Raw genomic sequence first — 16,977 nt, 5'->3', positions numbered from 1 at the left:
AAGATAAAATGAATGAAAAAACATTAAAAGTTCTTGAATATCCCTTAATTATTCAAAAATTGTCAGCTCATGCTACAAGTGACATTGCGACACGCTTAATTGAAGAGCTTAAACCAAGTGATGATTATGCATCTGTTCAACATAGTTTAAATGAAACGGATGAAATGACACAAATATATAATAAACATAGGGTGCCAGGATATTCAGGATTACAAGATATTAAATCTCTTGTAAGAAGGTCTGAAATAGGAAGTTTATTAAATGTCGAAGAACTTAATCAAATTAAAAGAAATATACAAGTTCAAAATAGATTTAAAACATTTTATGCAAGCATTGTAGAAGAAGATGAAGATATTCTGTATCCAATAATAGACGAACAAGTTTCTCGATTACCGGTGCTCAGTGAATTGTTAAATCAAATAAATGAACAATGTGATGAACATGACTTATTTGATACGGCTAGTCCTAAATTAGCGGAATTGAGATATCAAATTAAAAAAACGAACGACCGTATTAAATCAAAATTGGAACAAATGGTAAGATCTCAATCGAATCAGAAGAAATTATCAGATTCGATTGTTACAGTGAGAAATGATCGACATGTATTACCTGTTAAAGCTGAATACCGTCAAGATTTCAGTGGTATCGTACATGATCAATCTGCATCCGGCCAAACTTTATATATAGAACCTAGTGCAATTGTTGAAATGCATAATCAGATTGCACAAGTTAAAGTGAAAGAAAAAGAAGAAAGAGATAGATTGCTATATATTCTTACAGAACTAGTTAGCGGTGTATCTTATGAATTACTAACAAGCACAGAAATAATGGGTCATTTAGATTTTATAACTGCTAAAGCCAAATTTGGTACGACTATAAAAGCAACAAAACCTATTCTTTCTGAAGATAGAGCTATATATTTACCTAAAGCAAGACATCCACTAATCAATGAAAATGAAGTGGTTAGCAATACGATTGAATTTAAGGAAGATATAAATGCTGTTATTATAACTGGTCCTAATACAGGCGGTAAGACAGTAACTTTAAAAACAGTTGGTTTGATCACATTAATGGCGCAATCTGGTTTATTAATTCCAACTTTAGACGGTTCAATCATTACAATATTTAAAAATGTATTTTGTGATATTGGTGACGAACAATCTATAGAGCAATCTCTATCTACTTTTTCATCACATATGAAGAATATTGTTAATATTATCGAGCACGCAGATAAAGATTCATTAATCTTATTTGATGAGCTTGGGGCAGGTACTGATCCAAGTGAGGGTGCTGCATTAGCGATGAGTATATTAGATTATACAATTGAAAGAGATGCATTAATAATGGCTACAACACATTATCCAGAACTTAAAGCTTATAGTTACAATAGAGACAAAGTGATGAATGCAAGTGTGGAATTTGATGTAGAGACTCTAAAACCAACTTATAAATTATTAATGGGTATACCGGGAAGATCTAATGCGTTTGAAATTTCGAAAAAACTAGGATTAAAAAATGAGTTAATTAATCATGCTAAATCGCTAATTGGTCAAGATGAGAAAGAAATTAATGTCATGATTGAGTCGTTAGAAAAGAATGCTAAAACAGTGGAAAACGATAGAATTGAAGTGGAAAAATTAAAACAAGAATCACAAGAACTACATCAATCACTATCTCAAGAGTTACAACGTTTTGAAAAATTCAAGACCCAATTAATGGATGAAGCACGCAATAAAGCAAATCAAGAAGTGAAACAAAAAACTAGAGAAGCAGAAAACATTTTACAAGAATTGCGAGATATGAGAGATAAATCTGGCGCTGAAGTAAAAGAACATGAATTAATTGAACGCAAAAAACGTTTAGATAACCAATATACTGCAGAATCCATTAAACAGAATGTACAGAAAGAACGTCATGATAAAATAGAAGTAGGTGACGATGTTAAAGTATTATCGTATGGACAAAAAGGTGAAGTCATTGATATTGCTAGTGATGAGGAAGCGATTGTTCAGATGGGTATTCTCAAGATGAAAATAGAAATTAAAGATTTAGAGAAACTAGATAAGAAAAAACAACAACCACAAAAAGTCGTGCCAAGAACCAATAGATCTACTATAAAAATGGATTTAGACTTACGTGGTTATCGTTACGAAGAAGCTATGATAGAATTAGACCAATATCTTGATCAAGCAGTTTTATCAAATTATGGTACAGTAAATATTATTCATGGTAAAGGTACTGGTGCGTTACAAAAAGGTGTGACAGAACATTTGAAACGACATCGTTCAGTCGACAACTTTAGGACAGGTATGCCTTCAGAAGGTGGATTTGGTGTTACTGTAGTGACATTGAAATAAGGAGGAAACATATTGGATAATTTTGATATGTATAAGCTTGCTAAAGTATTAATCGTTATTTCTGCTTTAACATTTATAGCAGGTATCGCTTATTTAATTTTCTTATAAGGAGAAGTGTCATGATAAAAACTAATATAGAACAAAATGTTTTGTTTATTGAACTTAATAATGGCCCTGTAAATGTTTTGAACGAAGCGGTTTTAAATCAAATTATAGGAGCTATAGAAGAAATAGGATTTGGCAATGATGTTAAAGTAATAGTAATTAAAGGGAATGAGAAATGTTTTTCAGCTGGAGCAGATATCAAATCATTCCTTGAACTATCCAAGCATGAAAGGTTAAATTTAGCTTCGACAAGTGCAAAACTATTTAGATTGATTAAAACATGTCACAAACCAGTAATTAGTTCTATTCACGGCGTATGCTTAGGCGGAGGTTTAGAATTGGCTTTAGCATGTGATATGAGAATTATAACGAATGACACTAAAGTAGGGTTACCAGAAGTTAATTTAGGTATTTTTCCTGGATTTGGTGGTGTGAGAAGGCTATCCGCAATGATAGGTCAACATAAAGCACTTCAAATCGCATTAACTGGAGAAATGATAAAGCCTGAAGATGTATCACATTTATTTAATGATATTGTTGAACAAAATGAATTAGATAATGTAATGAAAGAGTTAGCCTTTAACATAGCGAGTAAATCATCAGATTCTATTAAAGTAATTAAGCAAATGTCTAATCTGGATATATCATTAGAAAGTGATCAAATTGAGGAAAGACATTTTGTAGATATCATTGAAACAGAAAATGCTCAAGAAGGAATTGACGCTTTTATTTCAAAAAGAACACCTAATTTTAAGTGATTGATTAACAGTACATCATGAAGTACAATACAGTGTGAGCAAACAACATGCATCGGTCTATGAACCGTGCTATACTCACTATATCATTAATTATCAAGGAGGATATTTCCTATGGCATTAGTAAAAGCAACTGATTCAAACTTTGACGAACAAATTAAAGAAGGCGTTAATTTAGTAGATTTCTGGGCACCTTGGTGTGGACCTTGTAAAATGATTGCACCAGTATTAGAAGATTTAGCTAAAGACGTTGAAGGTAAAGCAAATATAGTTAAATTAGATGTTGATGAAAACCAAGAAACAGCAGCTAAATATGAAGTGATGAGTATTCCTACATTAATCGTATTTAAAGACGGCGAACCTGTTGATAAAGTTGTAGGTTTCCAACCTAAAGAACAACTAGAGCAAGTTTTAGCTAAACATTATTAATCTTAAATCCAATCATCAGGCTGGGACATTAATCAATGTCTCAGCCTGATTTGTTATATTGGCAATAGATGACTGACTGGCTTACTAATGCGTTCCATTAACGTTTTATCAATACTAGTTAGAATTGCTAGAGTGGGAGTATGAAATCTTATTTAAAAATTAGATTTTTATCCTACTCTTTTTACATTGTAAATAGAACGTATGTTTTGGTAGGCAGACGATTTATTGATATAATAATATTAAAAAGTTATAAAGGTAGGTGAATTTTGTGGAAGACTACCAAAAGAAAATTAAACAAAAACTAGAAGTTATACCTACAGAACCTGGTTGTTATATTATGAAAGATAGACACAATTCAGTAATATATGTTGGTAAAGCTAAACGTTTAAGAAATAGGGTTAGAAGCTATTTTACGGGAGCACATGATGAAAAAACAACACGTTTAGTCGGGGAAATAAGAGATTTCGAGTTTATCGTAACTTCTAGTGAAATAGAGTCTTTGTTACTAGAATTAAACTTAATTAAGAAGCATCAACCACGATATAATATTTTATTAAAAGATGACAAGAGTTATCCATTTATTAAAATAACAAATGAAGAACATCCACGTTTACTCGTAACACGCACAGTAAAGAAAAATTCAGGTAAATATTTTGGCCCTTATCCAAACGCATATGCAGCACAAGAAACTAAAAAGTTATTAGACAGAATATATCCACTTAGAAAATGCGTTACAATGCCTAATAAAGTTTGTCTTTATTATCATATCGGTCAATGTCTAGGTCCATGTGTTTATCCGGTTGAACAAGCTCAATATCAACAAATGATTAAAGAAATTACTGACTTTTTAAACGGTGATGATAAAACGATAGTGAATGATCTACACGATAAAATGAATGCAGCAAGTGAAGCATTAAAATTTGAAGAAGCAAAAGAATTTAGAGATTTAATTAAGCATATTGAAATGTTGAATTATAAACAAAATATGATGTCAGCTGACATGACAATGCGAGATATCTTCGGTTATTCAGTAGATAAAGGTTGGATATGTATCCAAGTATTTTTCATTAGACAAGGTAAACTAATTGAAAGACAGGCTTCTATGATTCCAATTATTCAAACTGCTGAAGAAGAATTCTATACATTTATTGGTCAATTTTATACGTTGAACCAACATTTAACACCGAAAGAAATTCACATTCCAAAAAATCTAGACAAAAAAACAGTAGAGTCTGTTGTTGATTCAAAAGTTATTCAACCACAAAGAGGTAAGAAGAAAGAAATGGTAGATTTAGCAATTAAAAATGCTAATATTTCATTAAATAATAAATTCGAATTAATTGCTAAAGATGAATCTAGAACAATTAAAGCTATTGAGGATTTAGGAGATTCAATGGGGATACAAACACCTATTAGAATAGAAGCTTTTGATAATTCTAATATACAAGGTGTTCATCCTGTTTCTGTTATGATTGCTTTCGTAGATGGAAAACCAAGCAAGAAAGATTATCGAAAGTATAAAATTAAAACAGTTGATGGACCCGATGATTATAAATCAATGCAAGAAGCAGTTCGAAGACGTTATACGAGAGTATTAAAAGAAGGTTTACCAATTCCTGATTTAATTATAGTCGATGGTGGTAAAGGACACATGTCTTCAGTAAGAGAAGTTTTAGAAAATGAACTAGGCTTAGATATTCCAATAGCAGGGCTTAGCAAAAATGATAAACATCAAACTTCTGAGTTATTATATGGTACGCAAGCAGAAATTATACCACTAAAGAAAAATTCTCAAGCTTTTTATTTATTACAAAGAATTCAAGATGAAGTTCATAGATTTGCTATTACATTCCATCGATCAACAAGACAAAAAACTTCTTTAAAATCTGTATTAGATGAAATAGAAGGTATAGGACCAAAACGAAAACAAAATTTATTAAAACATTTTGGTTCAATTAAAAAAATGAGAGAATCTAATGAAGAAGAATTTATGAAAATTGGATTGCCTCAGAAAGTCGCCCACAACCTAAAAGTAAAACTTGATAGTAAAGAGTAATATTACAATAGAAAATCCAATTATATGGGTATGAGAATAATTCTCATACCCAAAATCTTATGTAATAATGTTACAATATACATGTAATGCTCATTGTGTTTTTTTTAATACACATGTAATCGTTTTCAGTTATAAAAGAAAATATAGACACAATCGAGTTATAGATTAAAGTTAGGGGGGACTTCTTTTGGCGTCAAGCGAAAATCAGTTTATTTTACGTCGTATCCATTCAATGTTAGGTGTAATTCCTATAGGAATATTTTTGATTCAGCATTTGGTAATTAACCATTTTGCAACTATTAGTCCAGAGGCATTTAATAAAGCTTCAGACTTTATGTGGCATTTACCATTCAAAATCGTTTTAGAAGTGGTAATAATTTATATTCCTATATTATTCCACGCTATATATGGATTATACATAGCGTTTACAGCTAAAGAAAATGTAGGCAGACAATCATTATTTAGAAACTGGATGTTTTTATTCCAACGTATAACAGGTGTTATCTCGTTTATATTCATTGCTGTACACGTTTATCAAACGCGTATACAGGCAGCATTAGGACATCATATTGATTTTGATATGGTTTCAGATATATTATCTAATCCTATTTCAGTAACGTTATATGTTATCGGCGTATTAAGTGTTATATTCCATTTCTCAAATGGTTTATGGTCATTCTGTATCACTTGGGGGATCACACAATCGCCTAAGTCACAACGCTATATGACTTATGTAACATTATTCGTATTTATCGTTATTAGTATTATTGGCTTAAGAGCTATATTCGCGTTCGTATAAGATTTATACTTTTTAGGGGAGTGACAATTTTTATGGCAAACAACAAAATTATTGTTGTCGGTGGTGGTTTAGCTGGTTTAATGGCAACAATTAAAGCTGCGGAAAAAGGTGCACATGTTGACTTGTTCTCATTAGTACCAGTTAAACGTTCACACTCTGTTTGTGCTCAAGGTGGTATTAATGGTGCAGTTAATACTAAGGGTGAAGGTGACTCTACATCTATTCACTTCGATGATACTGTATATGGTGGGGACTTCCTTGCTAACCAAACACCGGTTAAAAGAATGACTGAAGCAGCACCAAGTATTATCCACTTATTAGATAGAATGGGCGTAATGTTTAACCGTACACCTGAAGGTCTTTTAGACTTCCGTAGATTTGGTGGAACATTATATCATAGAACAGCTTTTGCTGGTGCAACTACAGGACAACAATTACTATATGCATTAGATGAACAAGTTAGAAGATTCGAAGTACAAGGTTTAGTAACTAAATACGAAGGCTGGGAGTTTTTAGGCATTGTTAAAGATGACGAAGATGCAGCTCGCGGTATTATAGCTCAAAACTTAAAAACTGCTAAAATAGAATCATTTGGTTCAGACGCTGTTATTATGGCAACAGGTGGACCTGGTATTATCTTTGGTAAGTCAACAAACTCAATGATTAATACTGGTTCAGCTGCATCTGTTGTTTATCAACAAGGTGCTAAATACGCGAATGGTGAATTTATCCAAATTCACCCTACAGCAATTCCGGGCGATGATAAATTAAGATTAATGAGTGAGTCAGCTCGTGGTGAAGGTGGCCGTATTTGGACTTATAAAGACGGTAAACCTTGGTATTTCTTAGAAGAAAAATATCCTGACTATGGTAACTTAGTACCACGTGATATCGCAACTCGTGAAATATTTGATGTATGTGTAAACCAAAAATTAGGTATTAATGGCGAAAACATGGTATACCTAGATTTATCACATAAAGATGCTCATGAGTTAGATGTTAAACTTGGTGGTATAATTGAAATATATGAAAAATTCACTGGTGACGACCCTCGTAAAGTCCCAATGAAAATATTCCCAGCTGTTCACTATTCAATGGGTGGCATATGGGTAGACTTTGATCAAATGACCAATATTAAAGGTCTTTTCGCTGCAGGAGAATGTGACTTTTCTCAGCATGGTGGTAACAGATTAGGCGCTAACTCGTTATTATCTGCAATTTATGGCGGTATGGTAGCTGGTCCTAACGCAATGGAATACGTTAAAAATATCGAAACTTCATATACAGAGTTAGATGAAGAATTATATCAAAAACGTATTGACGAAGAACAAGAAAAATTCGATCACTTATTAAATCTAAAAGGTACTGAAAACGCATATAAATTACACAAAGAGCTAGGCGAAATTATGACGGCGAATGTAACAGTTGTACGTCATAATGACAAACTGTTAGAAACAGATAAGAAAATAGTAGAATTAATGGAAAGATATCAAGATATTGATATGGAAGATACGTCAACTTGGAGTAACCAAGCTGTATTCTTTACGCGTCAATTATGGAACATGTTAGTGCTTGCTAGGGTTATTACAATTGGTGCATACAACCGTAATGAATCTCGTGGTGCACATTACAAACCAGAATTCCCTGACCGTAATGATGAAGAATGGTTAAAAACTACAATAGCACAATTCAGAGGAGCTGAAGAGGCACCTGAATTTTCATATGAAGATGTTGATATTAGTCACATTGAACCTCGTAAACGAGATTACTCACAGAAATCTAAAGGAGGTAAATGATAATGGCAGACTCTCAAACAGTTGAACAAAATGCACAAGGACAAAATCAAGAAGACAAAACAATTACATTAATCATAACTCGTCAAGAAAATGACAAATCACAGTCATATGACGAAAAGTTTGTGATTCCATATAGACCAAACATGAACGTGATTGCAGCATTGATGGAAATCCAAAGAAATCCTGTTAACTCAAAAGGTGAGAAAACGACACCTGTGACATGGGATATGAACTGTCTTGAAGAAGTATGTGGTGCATGTTCCATGGTTATTAACGGTAAAGCGCGTCAATCATGTTCTGCAATAATTGATCAATTGGAACAACCTATAAAGCTTGAGCCAATGAAAGCATTCCCAGTAGTTCGTGATTTACAAGTAGATCGTTCTCGTATGTTTGATAACTTGAAAAAAGTACAAGCTTGGGTTCCAATCGATGGTACTTACGATTTAGGTCCTGGACCTCGTATGCCTGAGAAAAAACGACAAACAGCATATGAATTATCAAAATGTATGACATGTGGTGTTTGTTTAGAAGTATGTCCTAACATAAACGTAAATAATAATTTTATGGGGGCACAAGCTATTTCTCAAGTACGTCTTTTCAACTTACATCCAACAGGTAGTATGACAAAAGACGAAAGAATTAAAGCGTTGATGTCTGACGGTGGTATTCAAGAATGTGGTAGTTCACAAAACTGTGTGAATGCTTGTCCGAAAGGTATCCCATTAACTACATCAATTGCTTCAATGAACAGAGAAGCAACATTCCAAATGTTTAAATCATTCTTTGGTTCAGATCACCAAGTATATTAATATTATATATTAGTGCTGTGACATCATTGTCCAGTTTATATAAGCCAGTAAAAATTCTTGTATTTTTGAATTTTTACTGGCTCTTTTTATGCTTTAATATAAGGATGTTTATCTATACTAATAAGGCTTAATCAACGCATTTCATTAACTTCAAGTTATTTGATATGTTATTATAAAGTGTATAAGTAAGAAGTTGAAAAGAGGTACCATCGATTATGGAAGATATTACGAAACAGATTGAATATTCTCTAAGACATATTGTAGAAAGAACAAAATATACAGCGAGAACACAATTAAAACTTTATGATATTTCACCACCACAATTTATAACATTGCAATGGTTATATGAAAATGAAAATCTTACTATAGGTGAATTATCTAAAAAATTATTTTTAGCATATTCTACGACAACAGACATCATTGATAAATTAGAAAAGAAAGAGTTAGCAATGAGGATTCAATCTGTTGATGATAAAAGAGTTTTCCATGTTAAATTACTAGAAAAAGGCGAGCATTTAATTGACGAAGTGATTCACGCAAGACAAAGATATACTGAAGAATTATTGTCTGTTATGAATGACGAGGATAAAATCAAATTTAATGAAGCTTTAGATATCATGTTAAAAAGAATGAGAAGTGAAGACCAATGAACAAACCAATAGGCGTGATAGATTCAGGAGTCGGAGGCTTGACAGTAGCTAAGGAAATTATGAGACAATTACCAAATGAAACAATATATTATTTAGGTGATATTGGTAGATGTCCTTATGGTCCGAGGTCGAGAGAAGAAGTCAAAGAGTTTACTATACAGCTTGCTAATTTTTTAGTTAAAAAAGATATTAAAATGTTAGTTATAGCGTGTAATACAGCTACAGCTGTAGCATTAAAACCTTTACAGGAATTACTGTCTATACCAGTTGTAGGTGTAATAGATCCTGGTTCAAGAACTGCTATAATGACAACAAAAAATAATCGTGTTCTTGTATTAGGTACTGAAGGTACTATTAAATCTGAAGCATACAGAAGAAGTATTAAGACTATAAACCCTCAAGTAGAGGTAAAAGGCATTGCTTGTCCAGGATTTGTACCATTAGTTGAACAGATGAGATATAAAGACCCGACGATTACAAGTATCGTTATCCATCAGACATTGAAACAATGGAGATATGATGATTCAGATACAGTAATTCTAGGTTGTACACATTATCCATTGATTTATAATCAAATCAATCAATATTTTGATGGTGAAAAGTCTGTTATATCATCTGGTTTAGAAACAGCAAGGGAAGTAAGTGCGTTGTTAACTTTTAGCAATGAACATTCTTATTATACGCCAAACCCACAGCACAAATTCTTTGCCAATGGTGATGTTGAGCACATTACACGAACGATAACAGAATGGTTACATATAGAAAATGTAGAAGTAGAAAGAATAACATTGTAAGGGGAGACTACTATGAAAGACATTATAATAGCATCAAATAATAAAGGTAAAATTGAAGATTTTAAAGCGATATTTCCTAAAGCAAATGTGACAGGTATATCAGAAATTGCACCAGATTTTGATGTAGAAGAAACAGGTACAACTTTTGAAGAGAATGCTATCTTAAAATCAGAAACAGCTTCTAAAGCATTAAATAAAATTGTGATAGCAGATGATAGTGGATTGTCCGTTGAAGCTTTATACGGTGAGCCAGGTATATACTCAGCACGTTACGCTGGTGAACCTAAAGATGACCAAGCTAATATTGAAAAATTATTATCTAACTTAAAAGATAAAGAAAATAAAAATGCTGAATTTATATGTGCTATTGCTGTAAGTGAACCAGGAAAAGATACAGTAACTTATGTAGGAAAAGTACAAGGAGAAATAATAGATGAACAAAGAGGAGAGAATGGATTTGGTTATGATCCAATATTCTTTGTGCCATCGTTAGATAAAACTATGGCAGAGTTAACTGCAGCTGAGAAAAGTGCAATTAGCCATAGAGGAAATGCTATTAAACTTATGAATGAAGATATAGGGGAGCGATTTCAATGAAATGGATAATTGTTAGTGATAATCACGGAGAACAAGGTATACTTCATGAATTATATGACTATCATAAAGATGCAGATTTATTTTTACACTTAGGAGATTCTGAATTTAATTATGATGACAGTGAATTAAGTTTATTCAAGCGTGTAAAAGGGAATTGTGACTTTGACCCTCAATTTCCAATAGAAAATAGTGGAGAAATAGACAATATTAAATATTTCTATACACACGGGCACAGATATGATATTAAATCAAATAGAGAAGTTTTAAGTGCACATGCAGCAAATGAAGGTGCTCAATTTGCATTTTATGGTCATAGTCATGTTGCATTATGTGAATCTATAAATGGAGTATATTGTATTAATCCTGGTAGTATATCGCAAACTAGAGGAGATTGGGAAGAAACATATGCGATTTTAGAATTCGATGAAAAAAGAGAAAATGTAAATTTATCATTCTTAAATAGAGATCATAAAGAACTAGAAAAACAATCACTAGCTCTGTAATATACTTTAAAAAGATATAATATGATTTGTAAAAATTTAGTATAAATGAATAGTTATAAATAAAACATGAGATATTCAAGAGAATATCTCATTTTAATTACAATTAAAGAATAAACTTTCATTTGTAAAATAAATGTTTTATAATATGACTATTAATTCACAGTATATTTAAAAGATTTACAATTAATCAAAATCGGGAGCGGGTATAAATGGAAAGAACGCGTGTAACATCACTTATAAACAATGAAAAATTTTGTATAAATAAAGGTGAAGAAGATGAAGTACATCGTAATGAAAATATATACGTATTAAGCGCTTATGGACTTGTACATGCAAGTATAGTAGAAATCTTTGAAGATCAATCAATTTGCAGAGCAGATAAAGAAAATACAGTTAAAATAAATGATATCGTACTAACAGATTAATAAAAAAATCAAAATTTCACAAAAAGAGTGTAATAATACCTCGAAAGCGATTTAATAAACCTTTTTCTTTTTAAAAAGTATTGATTAAACTGCAGCAATTAGATATAATTATTCTTGTGTTAATAAATGAGTTAATAAATGTCCTGGTAGCTCAGTAGGATAGAGCAACGGCCTTCTAAGCCGTCGGTCGGGGGTTCGAATCCCTCTCAGGACGTAATTTGCCTATTTCCCGTTGTATCTCGTGTCTATAAACGTTGATATGACGGGATTTCTTTATATATGGATATACCTCGTTATATTCGGTAACTACACCAGAACTACACCAAAACTACACCAAGCTATAAAACTTTTAAGGCTTCTACTGCCTTTTTATTCTCTTCTTCGAAACTTTCTTCTAGTAGGTGCGAATACACTTCTAATGTTACTTTTATATTTTTATGGCCTAACCTTTTAGAAATATAATGTATAGATACGTCTTTGGATAACAAATAAGAGCAGTGAGTGTGCCTTATAGCATGTGTTGTAATTTGTTTAATACCTAATCGCTCACAATAGCCTTTTAAAGCCTTGTTTACTGCATTAGTACTTATACCATTACTGAATACATAACCGTCCATTGTAGCTGGTCTATGTTCCAATACTTTATATATATGGTCCATATCTTTTTTTGATACTTCTACTGTTCTAGGTGATGTAGTTGTTTTCTGTTCATTGATATAAATCGTTCTTTTGAATCTATCTATATAATCATATTTCAGATTGATAGCGCCGGAAATTCTACAACCAGTAACGACCATAATAAATAGTACTAATGATGAATCAGTATATTTTGTTTTCAATTCTTTCTTTAGATCTGAATATTGTTTTAAAGTAATAAATTTATCATCCTCATGTTGTGATTGGTTTTTACCAACATATTTTATTTTATATGTGAAGTTCTTTTTAAGTATTCCTTCATATATAGCATCATCTATTGAACTTCTTATTTTTCCATTCAATTTTCTAACTGACTCATCTGTATGTGTTTTAGCGAATTCATTTATAAATTTTTGATATTTCACTTTAGTAATATCTTTTAAAGGTGTTCTACCAATAGTAGCATTCTCTAAATGGTTCATTATTGTTGTGTATGATACATACGTTTTTTTACTCACATTTGGTTCCTTGTAAGTTTCAGCCCATTCTTTGAAATACTTGTGCAAAGTTACGTTATTGTCAAATTGAAAACCATCTAGTAAATCATTCTTAGCCTTTGTTTCAGCTTCTACTGCTTCACGTTTAGTTGTAAAGCCACTCTTTCTATATGTTTTGCCTTCGTGACCAAAAGCATATTGCCATGTACCACGTTCTTTTCTTTTTGTTACTGTCATTTCACGCCACCCTTTCTTAGTACAACTTGTACTGCTTCCTTAATATGGTCTGGTACAGGATAAGTAGCTGGATCTATCTGTTCACCATATTTGTTAAATACTCGAACCTTTTGTTTTAGCTTTGGTATCTTTTTCATAATTACACCTCCTTATAATAAAACCTCACGTGTTAGGTGAGGTGGTTTATTAATCTATTTTTGCTAATTCTTCTTCCATTTCTTCTTCAGTCATTAAACCAGCATCTATCCACGATTGGTATCTCTCTGCCATTTGGTCTTTTTTAGTTTCACCATTTTGGATTCCTTTAGAACTTTCATATGCAGCTTGTGCTGAACCTTCTGATACTGTTCCTTGTGGTATTACACCGTTAGAAACTGCACTGTTATATGCTTGAACCTTTTGTTCTTCACTAAAGTTACCGTTTAAAACGTTTTGCAACTGTACTTCATCAGTAATATTTGAAGTATTTACTTCTTCTTGCACAGGTTGTTGCTCTTGTGTTTGTTCTTCTGCTGTTTCTTCTTCAACTGATTGTGGCTCTTCTGTCGTATTTTCTTCTGTTGATTCTTCTTCAGTTTTCGGCTCTGATTTTTCAGTAGTTTCCTTATCTTCTTTTTTAGTTTCTTTCTTCGTATCTTTTCTTTCTGTCTTTTTTGTAGTTTCTTCTTTAGATGTACTTTCTTCTTTTTGTCCACATGCCCCTAATACTAATAAACTTGCGAATAATAAAAATAATACTTTCTTCACTCGATACTCTCCTTTATAAAAATTATTTTTCTTCACCTAACATATCGTAAAATTGTTGAGGTATTTCATCTTGATTTCTTGTTTTAGCAATTTTATTGTCATTTATATAATAATGGAATACAACACCATCTGATACATCATATAAAGATTCTGGATTATTTGGCCAGTTATCGAAGTTGATATCATCTATTGTTTCTTTAGAAACATAAGCAACTATTGCGACTATTTTTTCTTCGTTTCCTTTTTTATCTTCGAATTCCATAACATCTTTGAAGATTGCACCATTATCTATTTTTTTGTGGTCTTTTTTAAGTTTGTTACTCATTTCCATAGAAAAATGTTTTATAGAAGAATTTTCACTGAAAGGCATTCCTCCATCTCTTTCATACACGTCATATCCATCTTGTTTGTTGTGTTTAATGCTTTCTTTCTTTTTTTCTTTTTCTTTTGGTTTTTCTTTTTCTTTCTTCTTAGGAGTAGACTTTTCTTTTGGTTTTTCTTTTTTCTCTACACTTTGTTTTGTTGGTTCTTCAGATTGCTCATCTTCACTATCAGAAAAATTAGCAACTATAACTAAAACAATAATTGCACCAGTTACAAACCATCTAGTTTTATTATTCCATTTTTTAGAAACCCACATAAGTATTAATCCAACTGGAAATAAAATAATTAACATCAAAATTACAAACCAATTAGAAAAATACCATTTTTCATTTTTCATTACACATTCTCCTTTGTTATGTTGAACACTTCACGTATTAGGTGAGGTATATCATCAATCTAAATTATCTATAGCGTATTGTGCTTCTTCATTTGTATATTTATCTCCAGCATCAGAAGTTAACTGGTCAAATAATTCACTATCAGACATAGGCATAATGTCTTGGTAATTTTCAGCGGCTTTTAAAGCATTTTCTTTATAGTCCGCTTTTAAGTTATCTATAGCGTATTGAGCAGCATCCTCCGGATATTGGTCCCCAGCACTTGATGTTAATTGGTCAAATAATCCAGCTTTTGACATCGGCAGAATTTCTTGATAATTTTTAGCGCTATTTAACGCATTTTTATATTCTCTACTTACTTCATCATCATTATTATTATCTTCTTCTATTGTTTCGGAAGTTTTATCACTTTCACTTTCGATAGAAGTATCTGAATCGTTATAATCAATTTCTTCATCTTCATCAACTTCTTGATTTTCTTTTTCCTCAGTACCTTTTTGAGTAGTTTCAATAGTATTGTCAGATTCCTCAAAATCATCTCCAACAAGTATTACAGCACATGCACTAAAAATAATCACTAATATGATAAAAGCTCCTAAACATCCTCCACAACCCCATAGCCATTTTTTCTTATTAGAACTATTTTTTCCTTGGTGTTCTTGGAATTGTTCTAATTCTTCCAATCGTTCTTCTTTCATTCAAGATTCTCCTTTACTTTATATTTATATATTCAAACACCTGTAAAGGTTCGAATTTAACAACATAACCTTCATGATAGGTGGATAAACCAAACTTCATTTTATAATGTTTTAGTGTTTCAATTACGCACGATTCTGTTACTTCAAAATAATTTGCAAGTTCATATAGATTGTGTACGCCATTTTTATAAGCAGAAATAATACCGTCTAATGTGATTAGTAATTCATAACCATATCGACGGGCTTTTAATTCATATTTTCTATTCATTAATATTTTTTGATTTGTAATATCACCGTACGTCAATTCATGGTGCCCGATTTCTTCTGCTAAAATTTCATGCTTTTTTATAAGATCTAATTTGCTTTTTATATAAATTGTACCATCGAAATATAATCCGCTTTGAAAAGAGGGTAATAATCCTGTTTCCTCAATTTCAACTTCAGCTTCATGGTTTATTAAAAGATTCTCATATCCCATATTATCACCCTTTTTTATAAACTTCTTCAAAATATTTAGTAATTTCAAATTCAAGAATTAATTTAGTCATTAATGGATTGCTTTCATACTCTTCTTGTAATTCTTTTATTTTATCTATTAACAAATCTTCTTTAGTTTTTCTCATCTATTTTTTCTTCTTTTAATAATTTCAATGAATTGTTTAACCTCTTCTAATTCTTCTTCTGACAATTCTTCTTTATCAAAATGAGCTGCCGCTGTATACTGTTCTTCTTGTTCATCAAATCCCATAATGTATGAAGGAGAAACTTTCAAAGCTTTTGCTAATTTTACAATCTTATCTCTCTTCATATTTTCAATATCGCCGGTTTCCCATTTTCTAACGGTTGATTTTCCAACTCCGACAATATTACCCACTTCTTCTAGCGTTAGTCCTAACTCAAGTCTTCTTGATTTTATGTCTGGTTTCATAATAATTGCCCTCCTAATTGGTATGTTTCAATTATAATATTAAAGTTTCCTAAAAGCAACACTTAAATAGGAAATAACTCAAAAAGTTTCTTTTTAAGACACTTTAGTGTTGACATCTTATTATATCAACGGTAAGATAAATGTATCCTTTAAGACACAAAGGTGGTGACAAAATGCATCCGAATAAATTAAAATCTCATATGGCTTTAAAAGGAATATCTGTAAATGAACTATTAAATCTTATTAATGAAAAAGGCGTGAAGATGTCTAGAAACTCATTTTATAGACGAATGAACAAAGTTCATGAATTCGATAGAGCGGAGATATTAGCGATAGTCGAAATATTAAAGTTATCTGAGGAAGAAATGCTAGATATTTTTTTTAAACAATAAGTGTCCTAAAAGAAACTTAAAGGTGACGGATACTGAAAAAGT

21 protein-coding genes and 1 tRNA gene are annotated in these 16,977 nt (G+C 31.6%); 14 read left to right on the top strand and 8 right to left on the bottom strand.

What is annotated here, in order from left to right; all coding sequences use genetic code 11:
* Positions 1-8: 8 nt before the first annotated feature.
* The 13 genes from LQ682_RS01310 to LQ682_RS01250 all read left to right on the top strand — a co-directional run bounded on the left by LQ682_RS01310 (position 9) and on the right by LQ682_RS01250 (position 12,292).
* Positions 9-2,357: an endonuclease MutS2 gene (locus LQ682_RS01310; protein ID WP_239723759.1), complete on the top strand. Its 2,349-nt coding sequence runs from the start codon at positions 9-11 to the stop codon at positions 2,355-2,357.
* Between the two features lie 119 nt (positions 2,358-2,476).
* Positions 2,477-3,220, top strand: a complete 744-nt coding sequence (locus tag LQ682_RS01305; RefSeq protein ID WP_239723758.1) for an enoyl-CoA hydratase/isomerase family protein — start codon at positions 2,477-2,479, stop codon at positions 3,218-3,220.
* Between the two features lie 111 nt (positions 3,221-3,331).
* Positions 3,332-3,646 (top strand): thioredoxin, encoded by a 315-nt coding sequence (gene trxA / locus LQ682_RS01300; protein ID WP_017000523.1) that lies wholly within the window; start codon positions 3,332-3,334, stop codon positions 3,644-3,646.
* A gap of 268 nt (positions 3,647-3,914) precedes the next feature.
* Positions 3,915-5,702 (top strand): excinuclease ABC subunit UvrC, encoded by a 1,788-nt coding sequence (gene uvrC, locus LQ682_RS01295; protein WP_017000524.1) that lies wholly within the window; start codon positions 3,915-3,917, stop codon positions 5,700-5,702.
* 187 nt (positions 5,703-5,889) lie between these two features.
* Complete coding sequence (locus LQ682_RS01290; RefSeq protein ID WP_017000525.1) at positions 5,890-6,501, top strand: succinate dehydrogenase cytochrome b558 subunit; 612 nt, start codon at positions 5,890-5,892, stop codon at positions 6,499-6,501.
* A gap of 32 nt (positions 6,502-6,533) precedes the next feature.
* Positions 6,534-8,297 carry a succinate dehydrogenase flavoprotein subunit gene (gene sdhA, locus LQ682_RS01285; protein ID WP_017000526.1) on the top strand — a complete coding sequence of 588 codons (1,764 nt, stop codon included), beginning with the start codon at positions 6,534-6,536 and terminating at the stop codon, positions 8,295-8,297.
* A 2-nt stretch (positions 8,298-8,299) separates the two neighbouring features.
* A complete protein-coding gene (sdhB, locus tag LQ682_RS01280; RefSeq protein ID WP_017000527.1) occupies positions 8,300-9,109 on the top strand; it encodes a succinate dehydrogenase iron-sulfur subunit in 810 nt (269 codons plus the stop codon).
* 215 nt (positions 9,110-9,324) lie between these two features.
* Complete coding sequence (locus LQ682_RS01275; RefSeq protein WP_064204083.1) at positions 9,325-9,759, top strand: MarR family winged helix-turn-helix transcriptional regulator; 435 nt, start codon at positions 9,325-9,327, stop codon at positions 9,757-9,759.
* Positions 9,756-10,553: a glutamate racemase gene (gene racE, locus LQ682_RS01270; protein WP_017000529.1), complete on the top strand. Its 798-nt coding sequence runs from the start codon at positions 9,756-9,758 to the stop codon at positions 10,551-10,553. Before LQ682_RS01275 ends, racE begins: the two co-directional genes overlap by 4 nt.
* Before the next feature lie 12 nt (positions 10,554-10,565).
* The gene (locus tag LQ682_RS01265) at positions 10,566-11,150 is read left to right on the top strand and encodes an XTP/dITP diphosphatase (RefSeq protein WP_239723757.1); all 585 of its coding nucleotides are present in this window, start codon (positions 10,566-10,568) and stop codon (positions 11,148-11,150) included.
* Complete coding sequence (locus LQ682_RS01260; RefSeq protein WP_135020771.1) at positions 11,147-11,653, top strand: metallophosphoesterase family protein; 507 nt, start codon at positions 11,147-11,149, stop codon at positions 11,651-11,653. Before LQ682_RS01265 ends, LQ682_RS01260 begins: the two co-directional genes overlap by 4 nt.
* A gap of 209 nt (positions 11,654-11,862) precedes the next feature.
* Positions 11,863-12,078 carry a hypothetical protein gene (locus LQ682_RS01255; protein ID WP_017000532.1) on the top strand — a complete coding sequence of 72 codons (216 nt, stop codon included), beginning with the start codon at positions 11,863-11,865 and terminating at the stop codon, positions 12,076-12,078.
* A gap of 140 nt (positions 12,079-12,218) precedes the next feature.
* A tRNA-Arg gene (locus LQ682_RS01250) sits at positions 12,219-12,292 on the top strand.
* Between the two features lie 124 nt (positions 12,293-12,416).
* On the opposite strand, the gene LQ682_RS01245 is transcribed toward LQ682_RS01250, so the two are convergent.
* The 8 genes from LQ682_RS01245 to LQ682_RS01210 are packed head-to-tail and all read right to left on the bottom strand — an operon-like array spanning position 12,417 to position 16,543.
* Positions 12,417-13,448, bottom strand: a complete 1,032-nt coding sequence (locus LQ682_RS01245; RefSeq protein WP_239703877.1) for a tyrosine-type recombinase/integrase — start codon at positions 13,446-13,448, stop codon at positions 12,417-12,419.
* Entirely contained in the window at positions 13,445-13,585 is a 141-nt protein-coding gene (locus LQ682_RS01240) for a hypothetical protein (protein WP_239703876.1), read from the bottom strand. The genes LQ682_RS01245 and LQ682_RS01240 overlap by 4 nt, the downstream gene beginning before the upstream one ends.
* A gap of 49 nt (positions 13,586-13,634) precedes the next feature.
* On the bottom strand, positions 13,635-14,195 hold the full coding sequence (locus LQ682_RS01235; protein ID WP_239706106.1) for a hypothetical protein: 561 nt from the start codon (positions 14,193-14,195) through the stop codon (positions 13,635-13,637).
* A 22-nt stretch (positions 14,196-14,217) separates the two neighbouring features.
* Positions 14,218-14,916: a hypothetical protein gene (locus tag LQ682_RS01230; RefSeq protein WP_239706107.1), complete on the bottom strand. Its 699-nt coding sequence runs from the start codon at positions 14,914-14,916 to the stop codon at positions 14,218-14,220.
* A 54-nt stretch (positions 14,917-14,970) separates the two neighbouring features.
* Positions 14,971-15,615 carry an Ltp family lipoprotein gene (locus LQ682_RS01225; protein WP_239706108.1) on the bottom strand — a complete coding sequence of 215 codons (645 nt, stop codon included), beginning with the start codon at positions 15,613-15,615 and terminating at the stop codon, positions 14,971-14,973.
* A 13-nt stretch (positions 15,616-15,628) separates the two neighbouring features.
* Positions 15,629-16,093, bottom strand: a complete 465-nt coding sequence (locus LQ682_RS01220) for an ImmA/IrrE family metallo-endopeptidase (RefSeq protein WP_239723756.1) — start codon at positions 16,091-16,093, stop codon at positions 15,629-15,631.
* A 4-nt stretch (positions 16,094-16,097) separates the two neighbouring features.
* Complete coding sequence (locus tag LQ682_RS01215; RefSeq protein ID WP_239723755.1) at positions 16,098-16,238, bottom strand: hypothetical protein; 141 nt, start codon at positions 16,236-16,238, stop codon at positions 16,098-16,100.
* A complete protein-coding gene (locus tag LQ682_RS01210) occupies positions 16,235-16,543 on the bottom strand; it encodes a helix-turn-helix domain-containing protein (RefSeq protein ID WP_135020781.1) in 309 nt (102 codons plus the stop codon). Before LQ682_RS01210 ends, LQ682_RS01215 begins: the two co-directional genes overlap by 4 nt.
* Positions 16,544-16,716: 173 nt before the next feature.
* Between LQ682_RS01210 and LQ682_RS01205 the strand changes: the two genes are divergently transcribed.
* Positions 16,717-16,935 (top strand): BetR domain protein, encoded by a 219-nt coding sequence (locus LQ682_RS01205; protein ID WP_135020783.1) that lies wholly within the window; start codon positions 16,717-16,719, stop codon positions 16,933-16,935.
* The last annotated feature ends 42 nt before the right edge of the window (positions 16,936-16,977 follow it).

It is taken from the genome of Mammaliicoccus sp. A-M4, assembly GCF_022386955.1.
GTDB lineage: Bacteria > Bacillota > Bacilli > Staphylococcales > Staphylococcaceae > Mammaliicoccus > Mammaliicoccus lentus.
The sequence above is the reverse complement of the archived record's forward strand: the minus strand, read 5'-3'. Positions and strand labels throughout refer to the sequence as shown.